Source organism: Paraburkholderia bonniea (genome assembly GCF_009455625.1).
In the GTDB taxonomy this organism is placed as follows: Bacteria; Pseudomonadota; Gammaproteobacteria; order Burkholderiales; family Burkholderiaceae; genus Paraburkholderia; species Paraburkholderia bonniea.
This window is the reverse complement of record NZ_QPEQ01000002.1, coordinates 698055-724161: the sequence shown is the minus strand read 5'-3', so window position 1 is coordinate 724161 and position 26107 is coordinate 698055. Positions and strand designations below refer to the sequence as shown.

Annotated in this window: 20 protein-coding genes and 3 pseudogenes; 8 read left to right on the top strand and 15 right to left on the bottom strand. The window is 55.9% G+C overall.

The genetic code is table 11. From position 1 onward, the window contains the following. Positions 1-49: 49 nt before the first annotated feature. The 3 genes from GH656_RS16890 to GH656_RS16880 form a co-directional block, all read right to left on the bottom strand. On the bottom strand, positions 50-1225 hold the full coding sequence (locus GH656_RS16890) for a vWA domain-containing protein (RefSeq protein ID WP_153077186.1): 1176 nt from the start codon (positions 1223-1225) through the stop codon (positions 50-52). 113 nt (positions 1226-1338) lie between these two features. After that, entirely contained in the window at positions 1339-1929 is a 591-nt protein-coding gene (locus tag GH656_RS16885; protein WP_153077185.1) for a GNAT family N-acetyltransferase, read from the bottom strand. Positions 1930-1971: 42 nt separating this feature from the next. Further along, the gene (locus GH656_RS16880) at positions 1972-2814 is read right to left on the bottom strand and encodes an AAA family ATPase (RefSeq protein WP_153077184.1); all 843 of its coding nucleotides are present in this window, start codon (positions 2812-2814) and stop codon (positions 1972-1974) included. A gap of 337 nt (positions 2815-3151) precedes the next feature. Between GH656_RS16880 and GH656_RS16875 the strand changes: the two genes are divergently transcribed. After that, entirely contained in the window at positions 3152-3520 is a 369-nt protein-coding gene (locus GH656_RS16875) for a c-type cytochrome (protein WP_153077183.1), read from the top strand. Positions 3521-3566: 46 nt separating this feature from the next. Next, positions 3567-3953 carry a c-type cytochrome gene (locus tag GH656_RS16870; protein ID WP_153077182.1) on the top strand — a complete coding sequence of 129 codons (387 nt, stop codon included), beginning with the start codon at positions 3567-3569 and terminating at the stop codon, positions 3951-3953. A gap of 96 nt (positions 3954-4049) precedes the next feature. Here the strand turns inward: GH656_RS16870 and GH656_RS16865 are convergent, their stop codons facing one another. The 3 genes from GH656_RS16865 to rsxB form a co-directional block, all read right to left on the bottom strand. Beyond that, positions 4050-4484, bottom strand: a complete 435-nt coding sequence (locus tag GH656_RS16865) for a DUF1841 family protein (protein ID WP_153077181.1) — start codon at positions 4482-4484, stop codon at positions 4050-4052. Between the two features lie 107 nt (positions 4485-4591). Then, positions 4592-5236 carry an endonuclease III gene (gene nth, locus GH656_RS16860; protein ID WP_153077180.1) on the bottom strand — a complete coding sequence of 215 codons (645 nt, stop codon included), beginning with the start codon at positions 5234-5236 and terminating at the stop codon, positions 4592-4594. Positions 5237-5246: 10 nt separating this feature from the next. Continuing rightward, complete coding sequence (rsxB, locus tag GH656_RS16855) at positions 5247-6110, bottom strand: electron transport complex subunit RsxB (RefSeq protein WP_174769816.1); 864 nt, start codon at positions 6108-6110, stop codon at positions 5247-5249. A 285-nt stretch (positions 6111-6395) separates the two neighbouring features. Here rsxB and GH656_RS16850 point away from each other — a divergent pair, with 285 nt between their 5' ends. Then, on the top strand, positions 6396-7028 hold the full coding sequence (locus tag GH656_RS16850; RefSeq protein ID WP_153077178.1) for a TetR/AcrR family transcriptional regulator: 633 nt from the start codon (positions 6396-6398) through the stop codon (positions 7026-7028). Positions 7029-7217: 189 nt separating this feature from the next. Here the strand turns inward: GH656_RS16850 and GH656_RS16845 are convergent. Both GH656_RS16845 and GH656_RS16840 read right to left on the bottom strand, forming a co-directional pair. Beyond that, positions 7218-8453, bottom strand: a pseudogene (locus GH656_RS16845) (polyhydroxyalkanoate depolymerase); the annotation flags it as partial. 409 nt (positions 8454-8862) lie between these two features. After that, positions 8863-11043, bottom strand: coding sequence for a peptidase domain-containing ABC transporter (locus tag GH656_RS16840; RefSeq protein WP_153077176.1), 2181 nt, complete (start codon positions 11041-11043; stop codon positions 8863-8865). Positions 11044-11146: 103 nt separating this feature from the next. Here GH656_RS16840 and GH656_RS16835 point away from each other — a divergent pair. Further along, positions 11147-11961, top strand: a pseudogene (locus GH656_RS16835) (IS5 family transposase). A 26-nt stretch (positions 11962-11987) separates the two neighbouring features. Here the strand turns inward: GH656_RS16835 and GH656_RS16830 are convergent. The 7 genes and pseudogenes from GH656_RS16830 to GH656_RS16805 form a co-directional block, all read right to left on the bottom strand. Next, positions 11988-13262, bottom strand: a complete 1275-nt coding sequence (locus GH656_RS16830) for an HlyD family secretion protein (RefSeq protein WP_153077175.1) — start codon at positions 13260-13262, stop codon at positions 11988-11990. Positions 13263-13383: 121 nt separating this feature from the next. Then, positions 13384-13761 carry a hypothetical protein gene (locus tag GH656_RS16825; protein WP_153077174.1) on the bottom strand — a complete coding sequence of 126 codons (378 nt, stop codon included), beginning with the start codon at positions 13759-13761 and terminating at the stop codon, positions 13384-13386. A gap of 50 nt (positions 13762-13811) precedes the next feature. Then, complete coding sequence (locus GH656_RS16820) at positions 13812-14171, bottom strand: hypothetical protein (RefSeq protein ID WP_153077173.1); 360 nt, start codon at positions 14169-14171, stop codon at positions 13812-13814. A 265-nt stretch (positions 14172-14436) separates the two neighbouring features. Continuing rightward, a pseudogene (locus tag GH656_RS16815) lies at positions 14437-14993 on the bottom strand (transposase). A 25-nt stretch (positions 14994-15018) separates the two neighbouring features. After that, the gene (locus GH656_RS18250) at positions 15019-15240 is read right to left on the bottom strand and encodes a transposase (RefSeq protein WP_343039020.1); all 222 of its coding nucleotides are present in this window, start codon (positions 15238-15240) and stop codon (positions 15019-15021) included. A gap of 146 nt (positions 15241-15386) precedes the next feature. Beyond that, positions 15387-17195, bottom strand: coding sequence for a glycoside hydrolase family 15 protein (locus tag GH656_RS16810; protein ID WP_153077172.1), 1809 nt, complete (start codon positions 17193-17195; stop codon positions 15387-15389). 157 nt (positions 17196-17352) lie between these two features. After that, a complete protein-coding gene (locus GH656_RS16805) occupies positions 17353-17505 on the bottom strand; it encodes a DUF3096 domain-containing protein (RefSeq protein WP_153077171.1) in 153 nt (50 codons plus the stop codon). A 258-nt stretch (positions 17506-17763) separates the two neighbouring features. Between GH656_RS16805 and GH656_RS16800 the strand changes: the two genes are divergently transcribed. The 4 genes from GH656_RS16800 to GH656_RS16785 all read left to right on the top strand — a co-directional run bounded on the left by GH656_RS16800 (position 17764) and on the right by GH656_RS16785 (position 26087). Continuing rightward, complete coding sequence (locus GH656_RS16800; RefSeq protein WP_174769815.1) at positions 17764-19050, top strand: lactonase family protein; 1287 nt, start codon at positions 17764-17766, stop codon at positions 19048-19050. A gap of 900 nt (positions 19051-19950) precedes the next feature. After that, positions 19951-20619 carry a hypothetical protein gene (locus GH656_RS16795; RefSeq protein WP_153077170.1) on the top strand — a complete coding sequence of 223 codons (669 nt, stop codon included), beginning with the start codon at positions 19951-19953 and terminating at the stop codon, positions 20617-20619. A 468-nt stretch (positions 20620-21087) separates the two neighbouring features. Then, positions 21088-21648, top strand: coding sequence for a hypothetical protein (locus GH656_RS16790; protein ID WP_153077169.1), 561 nt, complete (start codon positions 21088-21090; stop codon positions 21646-21648). 323 nt (positions 21649-21971) lie between these two features. Further along, positions 21972-26087, top strand: coding sequence for a calcium-binding protein (locus GH656_RS16785; RefSeq protein ID WP_174769814.1), 4116 nt, complete (start codon positions 21972-21974; stop codon positions 26085-26087). The last annotated feature ends 20 nt before the right edge of the window (positions 26088-26107 follow it).

Here is a 26107-nt window from a genome sequence, read left to right as displayed (position 1 = left end):
TGTGCGCTGCGTTGTGCCTTGTTACACCTCACCGCACGCGTATGACGCGTTACTGGCTCAGCGTGCGTATTGCGCTTTCGAGTCCGGCCAGCGTGAGCGGATACATCCGGTGGCTGAGCACATCACGGATCAGCGCGATCGACTGACGGTATTCCCACAGCCGCTCAGGCTCAGGATTCAGCCACACGTAATGCGGGAACTGAGCAGCGAACCGCCGCAGCCAGACCGCTCCGGCTTCCGGGTTGTTGTATTCAACCGAGCCACCTGGCTGTAAAACTTCATAAGGGCTCATGGTTGCATCGCCGACGAAGATCAGCCGGTAATCGGCGCTATAGCGATGCAGGACGTCCCAGGTTGGGGTGCGTTCGGCGTGACGCCGCCGGTTGTGCTTCCATAAAAAATCGTAGACGCAGTTATGGAAGTAATAAAACTCCAGATGCTTGAACTCCGCTTTGGCGGCTGAAAAAAGTTCTTCAGTGCGCTTGATGTGATCGTCCATCGAGCCGCCGACATCCAGCAGCATCAGCACTTTCACCTTGTTGTGCCGCTCGGGGACCATCTTCAGGTCGAGCCAGCCTGCGTTGGCGGCGGTGCTGCGAATCGTGCCGGGCAGATCGAGTTCATCAGCGGCACCTTCGCGGGCGAAGCGGCGCAGCCGTCGCAGCGCTACCTTGAGATTGCGTGTGCCGATTTCGACCTGGTCGTCGTAATCGCGGTAGGCGCGGGCTTCCCAGACTTTGACGGCGGTGCGGTGGCCCGCGGATTCACCGCCAATCCGGATGCCTTCCGAGTGATAGCCGCCATTGCCAAACGGCGAGGTGCCGCCTGTGCCGATCCATTTATTGCCGCCTTCGTGGCGCTCTTTTTGCTCGTCAAAGCGCTGCTTGAGTTGTTCGAGTAATGCGTCGAGGCCACCGAGGGCTTCGATCTGAGCTTTTTCTTCAGCAGAAAATTCACGCTGCAGTTTCTTTTTCAGCCAGTCGTCGGGCACGGTTAAGGCTTGTTGTGCCGCGTGGTTGATGCCAGTGAAATACGCGCCGAAGGCTTGGTCGAATTTGTCGAAATGCTGCTCGTCCTTGACCAGCGTCAGGCGTGCGAGATAGTAAAACGCGTCTAGTGATGGCGGGATGACGCCCGCCCGGAGTGCTTCGAGCAGCGTGAGGTATTCCTTGACCGAAACGGGCAGTTGCGCGGCGCGCAGGGTGTAAAAAAAATCGATCAGCATGCCGCTGTCTCCGCTGGGGTGGTGCGCCCGGTGGGCCGGTGGCGGCATCGGCCGTCAGGTTTGTCAGGTTACCGAAGCATCGTTTGCTGCTGATCCGGCCATCACGGCTGGGGTTAGCGCAGAAGCTGATGTTGTAGATGGGCTCGCACAGCGGCCCATTCGGACGCGATGATCGAGAACACCACCGTGTCGCGCAGCGCGCCATTCTGGCTGCGCTGGTGATTGCGCAAAATGCCGTCCTGTTTTGCCCCAAGCCGGGTGATCGCCGTGCGCGACTGATGGTTCATGAAATGCGTGCGGAATTCGACGGCAATTGCTTCGAGCGTTTCGAAGGCGTGGCCAAGCAGGAGCAGTTTCGCCTCGGTATTCAGCGCGGTGCGCTGTACGCGTTTGGCGTACCACGTCGAGCCGAGTTCGAGCCGCTGGTTGGCATTGTCGATGTTCATGTAACGGGTGGAGCCGACGATGTCGCCAGAGGCCCGATCACGCACGGCGAACGGCTGTGCGCTGCCAGCGTCACGCAATTTCAGCGCCGTGTCGATATAGGCCGACTCATCGCCGGGACCGGGAACCATCGTGTACCAGAGCTTCCATAGCTCACCATCGGCGGCGGCTGCAGCCAGCGCGGGGGCGTGGCTGGCATGGAGCGGTTCAAGGATGACGTGTTCGCCGTGCAGGGTGACGGGCTGGGTCCAGTAGTTCATGGTGAGCATCAGGTGGTGTGATGGGGCAGAGCGCGTATGGCTCTAGCGATGGTTGCGATTCATGAGCATGAGGCGCTCGAACAGGCTGATGTCCTGCTCGTTTTTCAGCAATGCGCCATGCAGTGGCGGCATGATCTGGCGTTGATCGCTTGAGCGTAGCGCTTCGGGCGGAATGTCTTCAGCCAGCAGCAGTTTGAGCCAGTCGAGCAATTCGGAGGTGGAGGGCTTTTTTTTCAGCCCGGACACCTCACGCAATTCGAAGAAGCTTTGCAGCGCCGCGCGCAGCAATTCCTGCTTGATGCCGGGGTAATGCACTTCGACGATTTGCTGCATTGTCGCGGGCTCGGGAAACTTGATGTAGTGAAAGAAACAGCGGCGCAAAAAAGCATCGGGCAGCTCTTTTTCGTTGTTCGACGTGATGATGACGAGCGGACGCTGTCTTGCGCGGATCAACTCACGCGTCTCATAGACGTAGAACTCCATGCGGTCCAGTTCACGCAGCAAATCATTCGGGAACTCGATATCGGCCTTGTCGATTTCGTCGATCAGCAGCACAACCGGTTGATCGGCTTCAAAGGCCTGCCACAGCACGCCCTTAACGATGTAGTTGCGAATTTCGCGGACGCGTTCGTCGCCCAGTTGGGAATCGCGCAGGCGCGACACCGCATCGTATTCGTACAGGCCTTGTTGAGCTTTGGTGGTGGATTTGATGTGCCACTGCAGCAGTGGCATCTGGAGTGCGGCGGCGACTTCTTCGGCCAGCATGGTCTTGCCTGTGCCAGGTTCGCCTTTGATGAGCAGTGGCCGTTTGAGCGTGATGGCCGCATTGACCGCGAGCTTGAGATCGTCAGTGGCGACGTACTGCGATGAGCCTTCGAAACGCATAGCGAACCACTCTTCGGAAAAAATTTCAGTATAAGTCAGAAGCTCTATTCCATTGGCCCGGGCTCGCGTATGGTGTGAGCCGCGTCTGGGCAAGCGGGCAAGCCAGGCAAGATGCTGTGGCATCCCTGGGATTGGCCGCTGCCACCGTATGTATTACGGGCGTTGCCCGCCAGATGAAGTCAGGACATCACAGCGTCTTGTGGCGCGGTGGACGCCCAGCTTCACGTCGCGGTACAATTGGGCCGTTTTTTTGGCCTGCGTGGCGATCCAATAAAAATAACGGTGCAGGCCGTTGCCATTTTGGGCGTCCGTTTCCCCTCAAGCCAGGTTACCAGTTATGAACAAATTCGTCGGCAAACATGCCGTGATCGCGGCGCTTTTTGCGCTTGCGGGTGTTGCGGCCAGTGCGCAGGCAGCGGATGTCGTGGGCAACGCGCAAGCGGGCCAGGGCAAGGTCGCAATGTGTATTGGCTGCCACGGCATCGCGGGTTACCGCGCGGCCTATCCAGAGGTTTACCGGGTACCACTGCTCGGTGGCCAGAACCAGGCGTATCTCGTGAACGCGCTGCGTGCCTATAAAAAAGGCGATCGTCATTTTGATTCAATGCGCGCCATTGCGGCGTCGCTGACCGATCAGGATATCGCCGACGTGGCTGCGTACTACGCGCAGCAAACACCCTCGTCAAAGAGCAATCCCGAAAGGTGAACGTTAGCGTCACCAGGCTATTTCATTTAGCGGGACAGGAGAATTCATGAAGAAGTTCCAGCAACTACGCCTCACGGTGTTCAGGACGATGTGCGCGGCATTCGCGCTGACAAGCCTTACTGCCGTGTCGAATGCAGCACACGCGGCAGATGCCGGTAATGGCAAGGTGCTGTCCGACAGCCACAATTGCGCGGCGTGTCACGGCGTCAAACTGAATACGCCGATCAGCCCGGAATACCCGAAGCTGGCCGGTCAGCATGCTGATTACACATACTGGGCGTTACGCCAGTACCAGATGGGCACGGGCAATCCGCATCTGGGCCGCAATAACGCGATCATGCAAGCACAGGTGCAAAGCCTGTCGCAAAGCGATATGAAAGATCTGGCGGCTTATATCGAATCGCTCAAGGGCGATCTGGTACTGAAGAAGTAAACGCTCTGCCGTCTGGCTGGTTTAAGCACAACACCCCGCTGATGCGGGGTGTTGTGCTTTTGGCCGTCCGGTTCTGGTGTGGCCAGGCTGGCGTTGCTAGTTGCGTGAGGCGCGTTGTTCGATGCGTTGCAGATAGGCATCGGTATCCGGCGGCATACCGGTGCGCTGCGCTTCCCACAGGGTTTCACCGAGGCATTCCATGATTGCGTGCTGGGCGTCGTGCGACGAACCAAGGCGGGCGGCAAGCCGCTCATGAGCGGCGCGAATGCCGGGGGGCTGGTCAATCGACAACTGCTCGCTGATGGCCAGATGCATCGACAGATGCAAAAACGGGTTGGTCTGGCCGCGTTCGGGCGAATAGTCTTCGATCACGGCCGGGTCAGCCGGGGCCAGGCTAGCGTGATATTCCGGATGCGAAGTGATCCAGTCGGCGGCGATGGCTTCCAGCGGCGTCAAGATGCTGCCCGCGCGTTGCTTGCGCCAGGTTTCAATAAAAAAATGTCGAACTTCATCGCGGCTGGGATTGAACATCGTGAGTGCGGGGGAGAAGAGAGGCGGGTGTCATCAGGCCGGCATGAGGGGGAGGGGCCAGGAGCCGCATTTTACGCCGGGTGCCGGTGCATCTGGGTGACGCGTATTTACAGCATCGGCGGCGGTGTTTTGGGTTTGAACTCGCATAGCGGCTCAATCGCGCAATGCCAGCATTCAGGCTTGCGTGCCTTGCAGACATAGCGGCCAAGCAGGATCAGCCAATGATGCGCGTCTTGCCGGAAGGCATCAGGGGTGAATTTTTCCAGCGCTATTTCGACTGCTCGCACGTCCTTGCCTGGTGCGAGCCCGGTTCGGTTAGACACGCGGAAAATATGCGTATCGACGGCAATCGTCGGCTGACCAAAGGCCGTGTTCAGGATCACGCTCGCGGTTTTGCGCCCCACGCCGGGAAGGCTTTCCAGCGCTTCTCGCTGGTCAGGCACTTCACCGCCGTATTGATCGAGCAATATGCGGCAGGTGGCAATCACATTCTTCGCCTTGGTGCGAAAAAGACCGATGGTCTTGATGTAGTCGATGACGCCTGCTTCGCCCAGGGCCAGCACCTGCTGCGGGGTATTGGCGACTGGAAACATCCGCCGCATGGCTTTGTTGACCGAGACGTCGGTGGCCTGGGCGGACAGCATCACAGCGATAAGCAGCTCGAACGGGCTGCTGTACTCGAGTTCGGTGGTGGGGTGCGGGTTGAGGCTCTGGAGTGTCTCGAAGATGGCGCAGCGTTTGTTCGCGTTCATGCGGCTGAGGTTAGCGTTTGGTTGGATCAGAAACAGGATCTTCTGGATCGGCGGGGGTGTCGGCGGGTGTACCAAGGGTGCCGTCGTTGAGGCCAAGGCGCTGGCGGCGTGCTTCAGCAGCATCAATCTGCGCTTGCACTTCAGCGCTAATGCTGGCCGTATTTTGCGGGCCTAAGCCCTTGGCCGCCATGGCTTCTTTCTTCTGGCGGGCGCGTTCAAGTGCGGCCTGAATCATCGCGCGTTTTTTTTCTTCTGCCGTGTTGTCAGGCGTGGTGGCGCTGGCGGAGGCGTCGGGGTTTGACGCGGCAGGTGATGCAGCCGATGTGCTGGCGCGACGGGCGGCGGCGCGGGCTTCGGCGGCTTCGCTCTCACGGGCGAGCCGCGCCAGGTGCTGGTCGTGGCGCAGGCGTGCGGCGTCGGCCTGTTGCTGGCTCCAGGCATCCCAGCCAGTGGCGGCTCCTGTTACCGCGACCATCGCAATACAGTCCACCGGGCAAGGCGCAACGCACAGATCGCAGCCCGTGCAGAGTTCCTTGACCACGGTGTGCATCTGTTTGGGTGCGCCGACAATCGCATCAACCGGGCACGCCTGGATACAGAGCGTGCAGCCGATGCACAGCGTTTCATCAATGACAGCCACTGGCCTTGGCCGCTCAACCCCGTTTTCTGGATTAAGCGGGATCACGGGCCGGTTCAGCAGGCGGGCTAGGCGCTCGACACCTTGCGCGCCACCGGGGGGGCACTGGTTGTAGTTTGCCGTGTCTTGTGCAATGGCTTCTGCATAGGGGCGGCAAGCGTCATAGCCACACTTGGTGCATTGCGTCTGGGGCAGCAGATCTTCGATGAGATCGGCAAGTTTTTTGGAATCAGTCACGGTCACGGCATGGGGGACGGGGTGAGGCGGGTGCTGCGCGGCTTGCCTGGCGATTGTGCTCAGCAGCCCGGAATAGCTTGTGGGGCAAGGCTTTGCACAAGCGCGCATTATCGCCGATTTTCCCGATTGCTATTGTTAAAGCCTATGCGCATAATCAATGCGCTTTATCCGCAAGACCGTAAAAGGGTATTCCCTTTAACCAGCCCGTTCAGCGCCGTCGGTGCAAGGCCCGCAAGAGGCCGGTGGCGTGATCAGGTAACGCGGCTCACAAAGCACAACGCCACCATGAATCAACCAAAAATCAAAAGAGATCCTGAAGGCACCCGCCGCCGTATCTTGCTGGCTGCGGCGGAAGAATTTGCCAGTGGTGGTTTGTCCGGCGCACGCGTCGACCAGATTGCCCGCCGCGCTGAAACCAACGAACGCATGCTGTATTACTACTTCGGCAGTAAGGAGCAGTTATTTACCGCAGTGCTGGAGCATGCCTTTGGTGTGCTGAACGAAGCTGAACGTACTTTGAATCTGGATGGCGTGGCACCCGTCGAAGCCGTTACGCGGCTCGCGCATTTTGTCTGGGATTTTTACCGCGATCACCCTGAGCTGCTACGGCTGCTCAATAACGAAAACCTGCATGAGGCGCGTTATTTGCAAAAAGCCACGCGGGTTCCAGAGATGGTTTCGCCAATTGTCGCCACGCTGGCTGGCATTCTGGAGCGGGGACAAAAAGCTGGGTTATTTCGCGCGCATATTGATCCGTTACGTTTTTATGTCACGCTTTCGGGGTTGGGCTATTACATCGTTTCTAATCGCTACACGCTTGCTGTGACTCTAGGCCGCGATTTTAGTGCGGTGGCCGAACGCAGTGAAATCGTGCAAATGAATACCGAGTTACTGCTGGCGTATTTGATGCGGCGCTAACGCCAAGGTTGAATGCCACGGTTTTCAACCGGTGTAATTAATGTGAAATAAATTGGCGGCGTTTTGTAAAAAACGCCGCCGGGTTTTTTGCATCCAGGGTGTTCAGATATTTCAGGCGCTGGCCCGTTCGCCCCGGGTTTTGGTGCTTTTACCCGTTTTACTGGTCAGTGCTGCGGTTTTCGCCGTGTGGTGTTCAAGAATGAAATCACGCAGTTGCGGGTAAATCACCGTGCGCCAGCGGCGGCCCGAGAAAATGCCGTAGTGGCCGCATTTCTCAGCAGTCAGATGCCGCTTGTCGTGGCTGGCGATGCTGCTGCACAACTCGTGTGCGGCACGGGTCTGGCCACTACCAGAGATATCGTCGAGTTCGCCTTCTACCGTAAACAACGCTGTATTGACGATGTCCTGTGGCCGGACATGTTCACCCGCGACGTGCCAGGTGCCTTCGGCCAGTCTGTACGACTGGAATACGACGTCAATGGTTTCCAGATAAAACTCCGCCGCCATGTCTAGCACGGCGTTGTATTCGTCATAGAAGCGGCGATGGGCTTCCGCATCTTCTTCATCGCCGCGTAGCAGGCTTTGATAGAAGTCCCAATGCGAGCTGGCGTGCCGTTCGGGGTTCATTGCGACAAAGCCGGTGTGCTGCAAAAAGCCTGGATAGACCTTGCGGCCAAAACCGGGATAGTTCTGCGGGACCGTGTAGATCACGTTGTTTTCGAACCATTCGAAGGAATGCTGCGTGGCCAGCGAATTGACTGACGTGGGGCTTTTACGCGCGTCGATCGGGCCGCCCATCATGGTCATCGTGAGCGGCGTGTCTTCGCCCCGGCTGGCCATCAGCGAAATCGCTGCGAGCACCGGCACGGTAGGCTGGCAGACCGAAATCACATGCAGGTTTTTCGCCCCGATATGGCGGATGAATTCCTCGATATAGGCCACGTAGTCGTCCAGATGGAACGCTCCTTCTTCGAGCGGCACCATGCGGGCGTCAACCCAGTCAGTCAGATAGACCTTGTGGTCTTGCAGCAGGGTGCGCACGGTATCGCGCAGGAGGGTGGCGTGATGGCCCGAGAGTGGCGCGCAGACCAGCACGATTGGCTCGTCTTTAAGGTGCCGGACGGCTTCGTCATCGTCGGCAAAGCGCTTGAAACGCACCAGGCGGCAAAACGGCTTTTCGATGATCGTTTGTTCGATGATCGGGATGTTATGGCCGTCTTTGACGATCTGATGCAGGTTGAATTCGGGCTTTTCGTAGTCTTTGCCGAGCCGGTAGAGCAATTCATAACCGGCTGCGAGGCGCGCTGCGCCAGGAACGAAGGAGAGCGGGCTGGCCTGGTTCGCAAAAGAGCGGGCGGCCGACTGGGCCCAGGCGGTCAGCGGGCTTAACAGCGCGCGCTGGAATTCGTGCAATTGGTAAAGCATGAGTGCTCCCGTGGTGGGGCGGTTCGCGCGGGGCTGCGCCTGATTCCTGCTCTTTGCTGCTCGCTTGATCAGGACACGCCGGGCTGCGGCAGACCGTTAGGGTGTTGCATAAAAAGGCGATACGTGTTGGGACGGAAAAACTCGCCCGATCATATCGGACATCAGAAATTTGTGCAACGCAGCAAAAAATGGCGGGTAGGGGGTATGCGGTACGGCCAACTTTCTTCGGTGGCAGATATCTGGGGGCGTCCGCTTCAACTGGATGGGTTGCTATCGGGATAGGGGATGTTGCAAGTACGGCACTCCTCCCTGCGGGTGCGCATGGGCGAGCGGTATCGGGCATCAATCGATGTTACGCCGGGGGAGGGGCCAAGGCGGTGGCGTGGAAACTGGGTCGTCATGTAGCCGGCTACCGTTCTTTTACGAGCGGATTTTTGGCCACCGCAGGCGTAGGAGCTGATGCAATGAACGATTTAGCTGGCTGGTCGAGCACTACTCTTCCATGGTTAAGCATGATGATGCGCGAAGCGGATGCGATGGTTTCCGGACGATGGGCGATGATGATGCGCGTCATCGGCAAGGCACTGATCGCTGTGTTTACCTGTTGCTCACGCTGCAGGTCAAGGTGGCTTGTGGCTTCGTCGAGCACGAGGATCTTAGGGCGCTTATAGAGCGCGCGTGCAAGCAGTATTCGTTGCTTTTGGCCGCCGGATAGCACGGTTCCCATATCGCCGACGAGCGTGTTGTAGCCCATTGGCATGGCGATGATGTCAGCATGAACTGCTGCGAGCTGTGCGCATTCCGCCACTTGCCGCAGGTTGGTTTGTGGGTCGAAGAAGCTGATGTTGTCCGCGATTGAGCCTGCAAACAGTACGTCGTCTTGGAGGACGGTACCGACCATCGAACGTATCCGGTCAATGCCGAGTCGGTCCCGGTCGATGCCTCCGATCAGTATCTCGCCGCTTGTTGGTTCGAGAATGCCGAGTAGTACGTTGACCAGCGTAGTTTTACCGCAGCCGGACGGGCCAATGATTGCGACCGATTCGCCAGATTCGATGTTGATCGACACGTTGTCGAGCACAGTAGGCTCACCATCGGCGTAACGGAAACTGAGATTTGTCGTTTTGATGCTGGTGTCAAAGTTTTCGGTTTCATCGGGAACGCAGCGTAAACTTGAATTTGCTTCGGTCGGTGTGAATACGATGTCGGCAAGTCGCTCACCTTGCAATTGCAACATCTTAATTTCGAAGAATTTGTCGACGAGGTTTCCGACGCGACTGTCGAACTGGCTTTTGTATGCGTTGAACGCTATTAGTACGCCGACGGTGAAATGACCGTCCATCACAAGGCGGGCACCGAGCCAGATAATCACAAGACCTTCGATGCCAAACAGTAAGCCGTTTAACTGCTGATACAGCAACTGCATTTTTTGCACGTGCAGGCTGGCATTAATTTGTTCGACGAGCAAAGTGAGCCAGGTAGATCGGCGTTCGCTTTGTCGGTTGAACAGTTTGATCGTTTTGACGCCACGGATTGTTTCTAGGAAATGACTTTGTTGTTTTGCCGCATGAATGATTTGTTCCTCGGTTACTCGTCGTAGTGGTTGATACCAGAGCCAGCGCAGCAGAGCGTACAGCAGCATGGTCCCGAGAGCTATCAGGCCTAGTATGTGGCTGTAAACGAACATCATGATCAGCGTGATGATCGCCATCAGGCCGTCGATTACAGCGCTCAGAAAAGACGTAGTGAGTGTTTGCTGAATTGTATCGACTGACCCGAATCGGGAGACGACGTCGCCGAGATGGCGTCGTTCAAAGTACCGCATAGGCAGGTTCAGTAGATGCGTGAAAACCTTTGCGCGCCATTGCACATTCAGTGTGACGCCGAGATACATCAGAATCCAGCTGCGAATTGCCTGAGTAAATTGTTGAACAAGAAGCAGGAGACCGAAGCCGAGTGCTAGCATCGTTAGTAATTCACGGTCTGCGCTCACGATGACTTCGTCTATCACCCATTGCATGAAGAATGGCGATACCAGTGTGAAGACTTCGAGCACAAGTGACAGCAACAGAATTTGGCCCAATGAGCGCTTGAGTCCCGAAATGCGACCAAATAGTGCTCGAAGTCGGACGGGGGGCATTGCATCGCGTGGCTTGAAATTACTCGAAGGCCATAGTTCGAGCGCTACACCAGTAAACGAGTGGGAAATTTTATCGAGTGATAGTTTGCGGATGCCTTGAGCTGGATCAAGAATAGTCGCGGTTTTACCGTTTATATTTTGTAGTATAACGAAATGATTAAAATTCCAGTGCAGAATGCAAGGAAGATTCAACTGACTGAGATCAGCCATATCAAGTTTTAGTGCCCGCGTGCCAAGCTCAAGCTGCTGGGCAATCTCGATGATGCGGCTGAGATCTGTGCCCTTGAGAGAGACGGCGAACTGGCTGCGCATGGTCGGAAGATCAATGTGATGGCCGTGGTAGCTGGCCACCATTGCAAGGCAGGCGAGTCCGCATTCCGCTGCTTCGGTTTGCAGGATTATGGGCAGTTTGTTGCCGACACCGAATGAAAGGCGATCAAGTACTGACATGTATAAGAAGCTGTTGCAAAATTAGATTTTGGGTCTGTTAACTTTTCCAGCCTGGTGTTAACTTTCTGTTTTGTTTTGCCTGAGTTTTGCCTGACAGGAAGCGATGCCGAAAGAACTGATAGACGACGAATTGGGGTTACTGATCGAACCACTGCCGCTCGCGCGAGCACCACGCAATCGTCAATACGCGGGCCGCAAACCAACGCCAGACCGAGCTGTGCCGACTGGCATCGTGTTCGTGCTGCGCCCGGGCATTGCGTTGAACCTGCTGGTGCAGGAAATGGGTTGCGGCTCAGGCACCGCCTGCTGGCGACGGCTCGTCGCATGACAGAAGGCCGGTGTCTGGCAACGTATCCACGAAACGCGGCTCGCCGAACTACGTCGCCGTGGCGAAATCGACTTGACGCGTGCCATCGTCGATAGCTCATCAATTCGCGCCATGCTGGCGGGAAAAAAACTGGACCGAATCCCACGGACCGGCGCAAGCTGCGGCAGCAAGCACCACCTCATCCTCGACGCCCAAGGCATCCCGCTCGCGCTCATCCTGACCGGTGCAAACCACCACGACATTACGCAAATCGAAGCACTCGTCGATGTCATTCCACCTATCCGCCGCAAACGGGGACGGTCCCCTGCACAAGCCGCAAATCGTTCAGGGCGACCCGCTGCTCCAGTTCCGAGCCACATCGGCAGCGCTTGCGCGAACGTGGCATCACACCCGTGCTCGCCAAAATGGGCTGGCCCCACGGCAGCGGACTCGGCAAAACGCGTTGACCAGTCGAGCGCTCGATTGCTTGGCTTCGTTCATTTCGACGACTGAAAATTCGCTATGGACGCTACGCTCATATCCACGAGGTTTTCCTCTCGTTAGCCTGCGCCTTGATTTGCTGGACCCGCCTCAAGCCTTGGATTAAATAATTTCGCAACAGCCGCTAAGTGCCGGATCAGAGTTTGCCGGTCAGGCTATAGAGCGGTTCGAGCACCCATTCGTACAGACGACGGCGTTCCTGCAGGATATCGGCCTGTAGCATCATGCCGGCCTGCAACGCATGCGGCTTGCCATAGACGGTGACTGTCTGATCTTTCAGCGTAGCCGTGATGCGATAGAACGTGCCATTGCCGGTGTTCGAGTTGATGGCGGGTCCGCCGCTGCTTGCCAATTCAGCGGCGGATAACGCTGAACGGGTCACTGAGTGGATGGTGGCTTGGTATTGCCCGAATTTTTGATAAGGGTATGCCTGATAACGAATCAGTACGGAATCGTCGACGCGTATGAATCCGATTGCATTGCTCGGCACAAACAGATGCGCCTGCCATTGTGCCCCTGTCGGCACAATGCTGACGAGCGGTTGTGTGCCGTTGATCATTTGTCCGGGATCGGCCATGGTTGCCGTTGCCGTGCCTGTCTCCGGCGCGGTAACAGCCAGTTCGCGTTTTGCTTCGCTCTCGATCAAGGCTTCATCGACATCGATGACACTGCGCGCAATTTTTGAAAGCTGATTTTGCTGCTTGAGTGGCAATCCAGCGAACTCGTTGAGCGCTTCTGATAATGTCTGAGTGGTACGGGCGCGTTCGCGTTGAAGGCCATGCAGCTTTGATTGCTGGTCGAGTAGATCCGCTTGACGCTGCTGCGCCTGATCTTTTGAAACGTAATTTTTGGTGAGGAGGCTTTCGTAGCGGGTTGCTGTATCCGCTGCGATTGAGGTGCGGATGCGCTGGCCGATGAACTGCTCGTTGATACGTCCAAGCTCCGCGCGGAGGCTCGCAATTCTGGCTTGAAGCATTTCATGTTCGTTTTGTTGCAGTGTGCGTGTCTTGTCGATTTCTTCCTGTAGCGAGGCTTTACGTTGGCGAGCCTGGATGATGATGGCGGCTTGCGTTTGCCCTTCCATGGCGCTTTGCAGATCCGTCGAAATAGTGTAAAGCACTTGCCCGCGTGTGACGTATTGCCCTTCGGTCACGCTTTTCTTTAGCACGATTCCTTGTTGCCGCGCATAAACTTTGACGAGGCCGGAGTCGGGCACAAGGATGCCTTCGACAGTCGTGCGGCGCGTATAGCTACCAAACGCGAAGAATAAAACGACGATGAGCGCGATGCATGAGGCAGCGGCTGTCAGGATTGCAAATGAGATCGGACGGATCAGTACGATTGTGCCGAGTGACCGGTTACATTGCGCATCCCGCGCTTCAGTACGAAAAAGAGGATCTGGAGAGGTCACAAGCGAGAACGAATAATTCTATGGAATTTAATTTGAAGCGCATTTAAGAATAAAAATATGTAGAGATTTTAATGTCTAATATTTTTAAATTTCGCATCAGAAAATCGTGCGAATTGTTGATTTAACGAGGCCGATTTTCTTTTTTAAGTAAGTAGAGATAGCGATAGCAGGCACTTCCTAATGAGGCTGGAAGTGCAAAAGCTGCTGCCGGGGAGTCGCCATTAATTTTCGCAACAAGACCGATTAAGGTGAGTGATGCTGCAAATATGCTGCTGCTAAATAAAAGGCTGCGCGGGAAAAAAGTTAGTTTTTCAATGTAGTATCTGCATTTTTTTATGCAGTGGGTGCATGCCATTACTCCTATTATCATCAATAAGCTACCTAGAGCATATTCGCCGGCATAGTCATTGGCGTATATAAAAAAAAGAAATAATCCGAGAAACCATACCGGAAAGTTGATGAGCAAATAAGCCTCGGCATATTTTTTTGCTGGAATCATGGAAAATCGCTCTATTTAATCTGAGCGGCGAGTGCCGCTCAATGTTGAAATTATCGATATGAATCGATGGTGTCGCTTAGTTTTAACATATCATTAAATGAAATTCCGCGAGGAATTCCATTTGGGAACAAAAAAGAAATTCCGTGATCCTGAATGCCGCCGACTATATGTGCACCGGCTATGCTGCCGGCCAATGCGCCATATTCCATGCCTAACGCGCCTCCGATTATTGCTCCTCCTACAGTTCCAATTCCTGGAATAACTGAGCCAATGGCAGCTCCGGCAAGGGCACCCGCCTCGACCCCATACGCGCCTCCGATTATATAACCACCTACACCTCCGACTAGCTCGCCAGTCAACCCCGCGCCGGAAACGCGAGATATTTCGAGTGCGTTCAATTCTCGAGTCATACTTTACCTTTTTGAATAATATATTGTAGAACATAACTGCCATCGGACTTTATTGGAAAAATAATTTAACGTCAATTATTGGGGTGGTGTTTTTGTGCATAAAGATGATGCGCCTGCTTTTGCCTCCAGGAAAAGCTCTGGACATAAGATTCATTAAGAATTAATGGTAAAAAATAAGAAATTAAAAGAAAACGACGGGCTAACATCGCATTCCAGTCAAGCACTGCTGGCAGCGAATAACTCACTACATAAAAACTAGAGCGTGTTAGGCACTTGGTACTTGATAAGCAGCTTGGACGAGCATGAGCATGGCAAAGACGACGAAGTGCAGGCCCGCCAGGGTTTCAGGCAAGCGCCCGTAGTTGCGTGTCAGTCGCCGGAAGCGGTTGAGCGAACCGAAGCTGCGCTTGACCACCCAGCGACGTGGCAGCAGCACGAAGCCCTTTTTCGCCTGGGGCAACTTGATGACCTGCAACGCGATGCCTTCGTCACGTGCGGCCTGTGCAGCCGCGTCACCCGTATAGCTCTGGTCTGCAGAGGCGAGTTTCACCGTCGGGCCAGTGACATGCTGAAGCTGATGCGCCAACTCGCCCACCTGCGCTCGCTCCTGCTGGCTGGCGTAATGTGTATCGCGAGCAGCAGGCCCAGCGTGTCGATAGCCATATGAACTTTGCTGCCCCGCTTGCGTTTGTGACCGTCATAGCCCGCGCGCGGACCGCTCTCACACGTGGACTGCAAAGTGCGGCCATCCAGAATCACCGCACTGGGCTGGCCCTGGCGCTCCTGCGCCACGCGCAGCACCGAGCGCAAATCGTTGACCATCGCCTCGAAGCAGCTCGCGTTGAGCCTAGCGTGGCATTTGCTGGTAGACCAGCTCCCACGGCGGGAAATTAGTCGGCAGCATGAGCCACGACGCACCCGCGCGGGCCATCCAGCGCAGCGCGTTGAACATTTCGCGCAATTCGTATCGGCGCTGCGGCGCGTCTTCGCTCATCAACACCAGGTGGGGAGCGGCAAAGCTCCATTCCTCGTCCGAGACATCCGTGGGGTATGGCTTGCGTTTTGTCATCACCCCAGGTTGCCAGGTTTGGCACACAGTGCCTAACACGCTCTAGGCCAGCCCCGATACAACCGTGGTTGGCCTGTCTGATAGCGAGCAGCAAGTCACGTTAAACCGCTAGCGGAAGCGGCTCGCGCCTGGTTGTTCTAACTCACTCATCCCCCAGGCTGCCCTGCCGCCTGAGCGATCCCCTGTTCATGCCGCATCAGGTTGAGCCCGGTATGCACCAGCGCCACATGTGAAAACGCCTGCGGAAAGTTGCCGACCAGGCGGCCAGCCGCCGGATCGTATTCTTCCGCGAGTAAGCCGACGTCGTTGGCCAGCGCCAGCAGGCGTTCGTACATCGTTCGCGCTTCTTCTACCCGGCCTTGCAGCGCCAGGTTGTCCACCATCCAGAAGCTGCATGCGAGAAACGTGCCTTCGCCTGGCGGCAGGCCATCGTTGAATTCAGTGGTGCGATAACGCATCACAAAACCATCATGGGTCAGGTCGCGCTCAATGGCCGTTACGGTGCCTTTGATTCGTGGATCGGTCGGCGGCAAAAAGCCCAGCAGCGGCAGCAGCAGCACGCTAGCGTCCAGATCGCTGCCGCCGTAGGTTTGGGCGAAAGCGTTCAGTTGCGGATTCCAGCTTTTGGCACAGACATCTGCATGGATGCGGGCACGCAACGTGCGCCAGTGTTCAACCGGCCCTGGCAAATCGAAGCGCTCGGCTGACTGAATCGCACGGTCAAACGCGACCCAGGCCATCACCTTCGAGAACGTGAAATGCTGGCGTCCGCCACGGGTTTCCCAGATGCCTTCGTCCGGTTGCTCCCAGATTGTTTCGAGATGCTGAAGAATCGTGCATTGCACATTCCATGAGGTTTCATCAGCTTGCAGGCCCCCGACGCGCGCGAGATGAAGCGCGTTCATCACTTCGCCATATACATCGAGTTGCAACTGCCCCACCGCGTTATTGCCGATGCGCACCGGGCTGGAATTTTCATAGCCTGGCAGCCACTCGATTTCGAATTCTGGCAAGCGGCGCTCGCCCGCAATGCCATACATGATCTGCAACTGCTCAGGAGCCCCCGCCGTGACACGTGCGAGCCACGAGCGCCACGCGCGGGCTTCGTCGTAATGGCCGCCGCGCATCATCGCTAACAGCGTGATGGTCGCGTCACGCAGCCAGCAGTAGCGGTAGTCCCAATTGCGTGTGCCGCCGAGATGTTCAGGGAGCGAGGTGGTGGGCGCGGCGACGATGCCGCCGGTCGGCTCATACGCCAGCGCTTTGAGCGTGATGAGTGAACGGCGGATTTGTTTGGCCCATTTGCCATCTACCGTGCTGCGCGCAGACCATTCGAGCCAGAAATTTTCGGTGCGGGCGAGGGCGGTAAACGGATCGCGCGGCGGAGGTACACGCAGATGCGATGCGGCGTAGGCGAGCGAGAACGGCACGCGCTCGTCCACCGACACCGTGAATTCGGCCACCGTCCGCATGTTCTCGCCATGCAGCTCGACCGGGGTGCGCAGCACGACAGCATCGGGGCCGGCAATCGCCTTGATGCCGTTTTCATGCGTCAGCTTGCTGACCCACGGGATCGAAAAACCGTAATCGAAACGCAGCACCAGTTCCATTTTCATGCGCACAGTGCCGCGACGGCCGACGACGATCCGCACCAGTTCAGACCAGCCGTTGCCACGCGGCATGAAGTCGATGATCGTGACCGCGCCTTCGGGTGTATCGAAGTCAGTTTCGAGCACGAGCGTCTCGCCACGATAACGACGCGTGATGACCGGAGGCGTGTCGCATATCGGGGCGATACGCCAGCAGCCGTTAGCTTCCGTGCCGAGCAGCGCGGCAAAACACGCGCCAGAGTCGAAGCGAGGCCAGCAAAGCCAGTCAACGGAGCCGTCACGGGAGATGAGTGCGGCGGTGTGGCCATCGCCGACGAGGGCGTAGTCTTCAATAAGTGCGGGCATGGAGCGTGGGGGCGTGGGGCCTTGGGGCCGTGAATAAGCAGCGGGAGAGGAGGCAAACGCCAGCGGACGCTGGGTTCAGCGAGAGCGCTCAAGACGCGAGCCGGGCAGGTGGGGGCTGATGCAGCGACGGCGGCCCACAACTTGCCCGGCATGATGCTTAGAAGTGCGTGGTACCCATACCGAAGATGCCAATGACGCCAATGATGATGAGATACAGCGCCACGATGTAATTGAGCAGACGCGGCATGACGAGGATCAGAACGCCTGCGATCAGGGAAACCAGGGGGGCGAGGCCAAAGGTAGCGGTCATAGAGACTCCATTAAAAAGTATGAACGGCGACAAGGATAAGCCCTGTCGCCCAGGCTGCGCTAGCAGATTGCCCGCATAGGGTTTGAGTGCGGAGCTAGGGCAGGGCCGCGCAATGCTGATCGTCAAGCTGCCAGGCAAGGCTCTTATACTGGCCGCAGCCTGGATGCAGGCTCGACAGCAACCGCTTATGCCAGTTGCATCGCCGCTGCGCCATCTGGTGCCCATCCTCTTCCCCCAAGCCGTACACCGGAGACCTCTATGCCTTGTCGTGACCAAGCTAGCGCTAGTTTCGCGCGTGCATTTGCTGTTCAGTCTGCTGCTATTTCCCGGCGCTTCACGCGTCCGCTAACCAAAGGTTTGGTGTTGATGGTGTCGCTGGCCGCGTTGTCGGTTCAGGCGCAGCAAAATGCCTCGTCAACCGCGGCCACCCCAGCTGCGGCGACGGCGGGCGTCTACGACATGCTGGTCGGGACTTACACCGGCGGCAAGAGCGAAGGGCTCTATGTTTATCGTTTCGACACGAATACGGGGGACGCGACGCGCATGTCGGTTGCGCAAACGGTTAATCCATCGTTTCTAGTGGTGAGCCATGACAAGCGTTATGTGTATGCAGTCAACGAGCTGCCTGGCGACAACGGCCCAGCTAGTCAGCGAGGAGGGGTTAGCGCGTTTCGCTTCGATGCCGCTAGCGGGGAACTAACGTTTCTGAACCGGGTTTCAGCCGAAGGCAACGACCCGTGTTACCTCAGCCTGTCACCCGATGGCAAATATCTGTTGAGCGCGAATTACTCCGTGGCAGCCGATCCAGGTGGCAGTTTTAGCGTGTTTCCATTGCAGGCGGATGGCCAGCTTGGCGCGGCTGTGTTGACGGTGCATCACGAAGGAGGCGGCCCGGTGCGTGGCCGCCAGGATAACGCGCACGTGCATTCGACCGTGTTTTCGCCAGACGGCCAGTATCTGTTTGTGCAAGATTTGGGCGCGGACAAAATCTATTCCTACCGTTACACACCGGATGGCAGCCGAGGCCTGTTTGGCCCAACCGGGACGCGATACACCGTGTTGCCGAAAGGTTCTGGTCCACGTCATCTGGTGTTCAGTGCAGACGGGCAGTACGGTTATCTGACAAACGAACTGGCCGCGACGGTGAGCACCTTCCGCTATAGCGACGGCAAGCTAACGCAACTGCAAACGCTGCCGCTGACAGCGCCTGGTTTTAAAGGCCAGGTGGGTGCGTCGGCGCTTCATCTGGCACCGGATGGACGCTTTCTTTATGTCAGCAATCGAGGCGATGCGAACGAAATCGTGATCTTCGCGGTTGATGCCACCAATGGCCAATTGCGCTTGGTGGGCCGTCAGTCGAGCCTTGGAATTTCGCCGCGCGAATTTGTGATCGACCCGAGCGGGCAGTGGCTGATCGTTGGCAATCAAGGCAGCGATAACGCTTATGTGTTTAGGCGGAATCAGCAAAGCGGCTTGCTGGAGCCTGAACCAAAACGGATCGAGATTGGCTCGCCGGTTGATTTCAAGCTGGTTGCGCCGGGTTAAGGGCTGGTGAGTGGATTGAGCTTGAAGCACTGGCGGGGGATGTTGCCGCCGGTGTGTTTGGGGTGGGGCATGTACGCGGCCTGTGCTGAGGGCTCTGGATGTTTCGTCGATGATTTAAATGCAGGGGAGGTACTGGCTTACTTCTTGGGGGAAAGTGGATTTTTGTCTGGTTTTTTTGGCGTAATTGGTTGAGGAGTTGGTTTTTGTTTGATCAAGATATTTTCTTTTGGAAAAAATAGATGCGAAAAAAGTAAAGTCGATTTTTGTGTCGGCATTAGGTGGTTTATTTGTCGTTGCGCTGGTTGTGGTCAGTGTTGTTGTTATTGAGTAATTTTATGCTGGAAGAGTTGCTAAGGAGTTGCATTAAATATTTTTGGTTATGGGGGATTTTGGCATTTATTTGTTTACGCGAAAAACGCGGCGACATGCTAGATGTTGAGGCATTGATTACGCCCGCGAACCGCGGCGTTACCTGCAAACCCCAGGCTATTGCGGCTGGTTTTAAGGGTTTGTAGAAATTGATTGGTATGTAAGGGCCACCATTTTCATGGATCGGTGGGGAGCGCTGTTTGGAAGATTTTTGCGGTGGAGCTGTGTTGTATTTTTTGCGCTTGTATCCCGTATCTCGCACCTGTCGAAGTTATTAACGATGTGAACGGGGGTAATTAATATTTATCGTGTGGTTTAGCATCATTTGGTGAAATTTGTCCGGCAATTCAAAGAGCGATTTCAAGCGGGGAAATATTTAAGTGGTAACAAATGACGTGCGTGGAAACGCTGGATGATATTTAGCGAGCAGCACGTTTTTTCTACCTGCAACAGCACGCGTTCAGTGGGCGAGTTGCCGGAGCGCATTCGCCAAAACGAAGCCCTGATCTTTGATTTAATTTAAACGGCAACATGGTGCGCGGCAAAGGCAGCTTCATACAGATCGTGGATGGCAAACATACCGAACGAGAAATGCTCGAAGTATGGTTTGGCCAGGACACGCTGCATCAAAAGTTCGACACGACGATTGCGTTACGCGGCGACGTGACTGCGTTACCAGACATCAACGGGGCGGGCAATGTGCGCGACCTGTGGCAGGCGGCGAGTATGGAGACGGCTGAGGGCGCGGCACTGCGCACGCTGCTCCGGCAGGTGGCCGCAGTAAAAACCACGACTGAACAGCATGCGCTGATCGAGTCGCTATTGAAGGCATGGGTGGCGACGTCAAGCATGACGACCACGCAAGCGATGGAAGCTGCTGGCCAGCGCCGGCTGGTGGGTGAAAACGCTACGCGAGAATGGGCAGGCCGTCTGACGGTGCTGGAAAAGATGGCGGGCACGATGCTGGACGCGCGCCATGGTGGTGGCGTGGTACTGAGCATCGAGCGTTTCCGGCAGATCCAGCGGGCATGGGAGACGCTGATGCACTCGGTGTACGTGGCAGTCGCATCGCAGACGACGTGGAAGCCGTATCTGGACACGATCCGCTACCGGTTTGACACGTTCTACAAAGCTGTCGAGCAGTTCAAGTTCGCCAACGGCACGGCCTGGAAAAAGTCGACGCTATTAATCAATTGGTAACTGTGTCTGGATGTGAGCGGTAAGAGATTAGGCGATGCCACGATTTTTTTGGGGCTGGAGGCGAAGAGTTATTCTTGGTTCTATGCCAAATGAGTATTTGGTGCATCGTATGGCATATAAAGATTCTAATTATATTTATACGGGAACTCATATGTTTGCCAATATTGAGATGTGTTTAATGAATTAAATCATGGGGTTGGTGAGGCTGGAAAATATTATAAAAAATGGACAATGTGAAAATGTGTCAAATTTCAAGTGGGCTATTGAAAAATAAATCTTCTGTGTAATAATGTGGAATCATATTGAATAAATTTTGTAATGATTAGTCTCGCTGCGCGTGAGGGCTTTTGCGCGCATCAAATAAATGTGCTGTCGAGTGATAGGATTATTTTTCGGATAGCCTGATCTTTGGTGATTGAAAAATCATCTTGTTGGGGGTGGTGTTTTCATGTTCTGGTGAGGTGTTTTGTGAAATTCAGTGAGCTAATGAAAATAAGGGAGAAGCCCCTCGAGTTTTGTAGGGTGATGCTTTTGAGAATGAGTTGGTTTTTAGTGTTTTTAATTGTTGTGGCGGCAATGCTTTTTCCTGATGCAATTCCAGATAACAGTGTGGCGAGTTGGCTATCGGAAATGGGATTGATGTTTCCTCGAATTGAGGAATATTCAAGACGAACATCGTTTCCATTTGCACTGCTTGTTAGCTATGGTGGTGCATTTTGGTTGGGGTGGGCGAGTGGGTGGGTTATTTATCTGACTGCCATGGTTAATTTGGAGATGAAAGCGCGGGTTCGCCGGTTTATTCCGAAGGCGAGATGGTCGGGAATTATTTTAACAATTATATTCGCGGGGTTTATTTTTGGGAGGGATGGTGAAAATAAACCAATTTATTGGCTGTTTAGATTAATGACGGAATCGAGGATTTATCTGGCGGCGATAGCGGGCGGTACATTCTATCTTAATTTAATAATGTCCGCTTCGTTCTTTTTTGCAGTTGAATATCATGTAAGGAGATACATATGGCAGCGATAACAGATGAGGCGTTTTTGACGGGGGATACGAATAATCGCACTCCAGTTTTAGTTTCTGACAGTGATATTAGGGCTGCTATTGAGTTTCTGCGGAATGATACCGTGGGTACGATATGGGACTCTGTTAGTGGTGGGGCGGATGAAGTTCTATCGCGGGTGACCCGGGGGGAGATAGTCGCAAAAATGGAATATGACGCTCTTGGGCAAAAAATGGCATCTGCCATGGAGAAATACCAGCAGAGGATTGTTGTAATAGCGAATCAGGCCAAATCGGAGAAGGTCCGGACAATACTCCGGTATACAGCGGAATCAATGCGTGGAGGAATGGCGAGACTGAATAGTGGAGGTAGCGGAGCGTATGCGAAGTATGCTGAATCGGTGATTTCGCTGACACGTGCAGCTGCGGCCCGTGCGGCATTAGGTCGAGCGAGCCAGTTGGTTGATGTCATGACGTTAGGGATTGCGATAGACCAGGCCAGACATACGGGTGACTGGAGCAAAGTGGTCGGCACATTTGGCGGGATGGCTGGCTCGATTCAAGGGGCGTCGCTTGCTGCAAACGTTATGGTCGCGTCTGCCACTTTTATTGGTGCGGTTGCTGGAATGACGGTCGGTGGCGCTCCGCTAGCAATCCTGATCGGTCTGGCAGGTGCTGGAGGCGCTATTTTCGGCGGCAAATACGGCTCCGAACTATCCGAAGCCCTCTGGAGCGCATTTGCCCAAACGAAGCTCTACAAAGACATCAGCGCCTTCTTCAGCTCATTCTCCCAGTCGCGCGACATGATCGACCCGCTAATCCTTGATCTAAACGGCGACGGCATCCACACCACCGGCGTGGACCAGTCCAGCGCCCATTTCGATTTCTCAGGCGAAGGCAGCCGCACCCACACCGGCTGGATCACCACCGGCGACGGTTTTCTCGTCCTTGACCGCAACAACAACGGCGCCATCGACACCGGCGCGGAACTCTTCAGCAACTTCACCAAACTCGCCAACGGCATGCTCGCCGCCAACGGTTTCGACGCGCTACGCGAATACGACAGCAATAAAGACGGCGTGATCGACCGCCACGATGCGATCTGGTCTTCACTAAAAATCTGGCACGACGGCAACAGCGACGGCATGACCCAGCAGGGCGAACTGCTGACACTAGACCAGTCAGGCATCATCGAAATCCGCTTAAGCAAGGACGGCACCATCCGCACGCTGGAAAACGGCAACATGGTGCGCGGCAAAGGCAGCTTCATACAGATCGTGGATGGCAAACATACCGAACGAGAAATGCTCGAAGTATGGTTTGGCCAGGACACGCTGCACCAAAAATTCGACACGACGATTGCGTTACGCGACGACGTGACTGCGTTACCAGACATTAACGGGGCGGGCAATGTGCGCGACCTGTGGCAGGCGGCGAGTATGGAGACGGCTGAGGGCGCGGCACTGCGCACGCTGCTCCGGCAGGTGGCCGCAGTAAAAACCACGACTGAACAGCATGCGCTGATCGAGTCGCTATTGAAGGCATGGGTGGCGACGTCAAGCATGACGACCACGCAAGCGATGGAAGCTGCTGGCCAGCGCCGGCTGGTGGGTGAAAACGCTACGCGAGAATGGGCAGGCCGTCTGACGGTGCTGGAAAAGATGGCGGGCACGATGCTGGACGCGCGCGGTGACGGCGTCGTGATACTGAGCCCCCAGCGTTTCCGGCTGATCCAGCGGGCATGGGAAACGCTGGTGCACTCGGTGTACGTGGCAGTGGCATCGCAGACGACGTGGAAGCCGTATCTGGATGCGATCCGTTACCGGTTTGACGCAAACGGCCGGGTCAGCATGGATTTCAGCGGGATGGTGGCGTTGTTGCAGACAGCATCCGGGCGCGTCGGCACGATAGAAACGGCGCTGCTGATGACCGAATTGATCCGGCAGCACGGTGAGGGCTGGCGGGCGAACGGTTTCGCGCTGGAAGCGCATTTACAGCGCTACGTCGCCGCGCATGATTCGGCGGCGCTGCGTGCCGCGTTGGCGGCGGTGGGTGTGCATTACGGCGCGGGCGACGTCGAGGGTGGGGCTGGCGCGGATCTTCTGCTGGGCATCGCAGGCAGCACCCGATTGACGGGTGGCGCGGGTGATGACTTGTTGCTGGGCACTAGCGGCGATGAAAAGCTGAACGGCGGAACGGGCAGCGATCAGTATTTCTTTGGCCGCAACTCGGGCAACGACACGATCAATGATGAACATGACCTCTATGAAGACGACGTCGATGTACTGAACTTCGATGCGGATGTGCTTCCTGAAGACGTGATGGTGAAGCGGGATGGTTACAGTAACGATCTGCTGGTAACGATCAGGGGTGCGACGAATGTGCTGCGTATCAAGGATCAGCTGTACCAGTCTGGCGAGAAATTCATCAAAGCCATTGAGCAATTCAAGTTCGCTAATGGCACGATCTGGAGCAAGGATGAAGTCGCGCTGATGACGCTAAAAAGCACCTCAGGCAATGATGTGATTTATGGCTTCAACGGCAACGATCTGATGGATGGCGGTGCAGGCGATGACCGTCTCTATGGCGGCAACGGCAGCGACACTTACCTGTTCGGCCGTAACTCGGGCAACGACACCATCTTTGAAGACTACGATTTCAGCGACAGGGACAAAGACGTTGTTCAATTCGATGCAGATGTTCTGCCCGAGGACGTGACGGTAAAGCGGGATGGCAGCACTGACGATCTGCTGGTAACGATCAGGGGTTCGGCAAACGTGTTGCATATCAGCGAGCAGTTACGGCAGCTTGGTCAGACGTTCTACAAAGCCATCGAGCAATTCAAGTTCGCCAACGGCACGATCTGGAGCAAGGACGAAATCGCGCTGATGACGCTACAAGGCACCTCAGGTGACGACCTTCTCATAGGCTTCAACGGCGACGATCTAATGGACGGAGGCGCAGGCAACGACCGTCTCTATGGCGGCAACGGCAGCGACACCTACCTGTTCGGCCGTAACTCGGGCAACGACGTCATTGGCGAAGAATATGACTTCGACAAACGCTACAACGACGTCGTTCAGTTCGACACTGACGTCCTGCCAGAAGACGTGATGGTGAAGCGCGACGGCGAGAGCAACGACCTGCTGGTAACGATCAAAGGCGCAACAAACGTGCTGCGCATCAAGGACCAGTTACAGCAACACCGCGAGGAGTTCATCAAAGCCATTGAGCAATTCAAGTTCGCCAACGGTACAACCTGGAGCAAGGACGAAGTCGCGCTGATGACGCTACAAGGCACCTCAGGCGACGACCTTCTCATAGGCTTCAACGGCGACGATCTAATGGACGGCGGCGCAGGCAACGATCGTCTCTATGGCGGCAACGGCAGCGACACCTACCTGTTCGGCCGTAACTCGGGCAACGACGTCATTGGCGAAGAATATGACTTCGACAAACGCTACAACGACGTCGTTCAGTTCGACACTGACGTCCTGCCAGAAGACGTGATGGTGAAGCGCGACGGCGAGAGCAAGGACCTGCTGATAACGATCAAAGGCGCAACAAACGTGCTGCGTATCAAGGACCAGTTAGATCAACACCGCGAGGAGTTCATCAAAGCCATCGAACAATTCAAGTTCGCCAACGGCACAACCTGGAGCAAGAACGAAGTCGCGTTAATGACGCTAAAAAGCACCCCAGGTGACGACCTCTTAATCGGCTTCAACGGCGACGACACCCTCGACGGTGGCTCCGGCACCAACACCCTCGCAGGCGGCGCAGGCAACGACACCTACCTCCACGGCCGCCGCTCAGGCCATAACACGATTGAAGAAGGCTACGACTTCGACAAGCGCTACATCGACGTGGTGCGCTTCGACGCCGACATCCGTCCGCAGGACCTCACCGTCAGCCGCGAGCTATACACCAGCAACATCGTGATCAAGATTGACGGCTCGCATACCGAACTCAGAATCATCGATCAACTGGTCCAGCACAACGACGAGTACGTCAAAGGCATCGAACAGTTCGTCTTCGCGGACGGCACGATCTGGGACAAACAGACAATCGCCGAGAAATCCGCACGCACGCCGCAAATCAGAAGCCTGATGGGTTGGGCTGCAGGAGAGAACGCGCACCTGCACGATCCGATTGGCCACATGTGGAAGAAGTACTACGCGGCAGGCGGGAAGCGCGCAGGCGAAGAATCGTTTTATGCCGACGGCACTGCACCGCTGCCGTGGAGTTCGCGCAAGTCGCCGGGGATTGCCGAAGCCGCCGCCGACGCCTTACCCAAGTCCCCCGTTCTACCGGCCTACAGCAAAATTGAAAGAGATGCCGAAGCCATGTATCAGGGGCTATTGCGCGCGTATGCCACGCCATCGGCTGCCACTACCACCCGCGAACAACCGCGCGAAACAGCGTTCTTCGCACCACCGTTGATCGCATCGAATATCAGCTAACGCAATCACAGACAACCAAA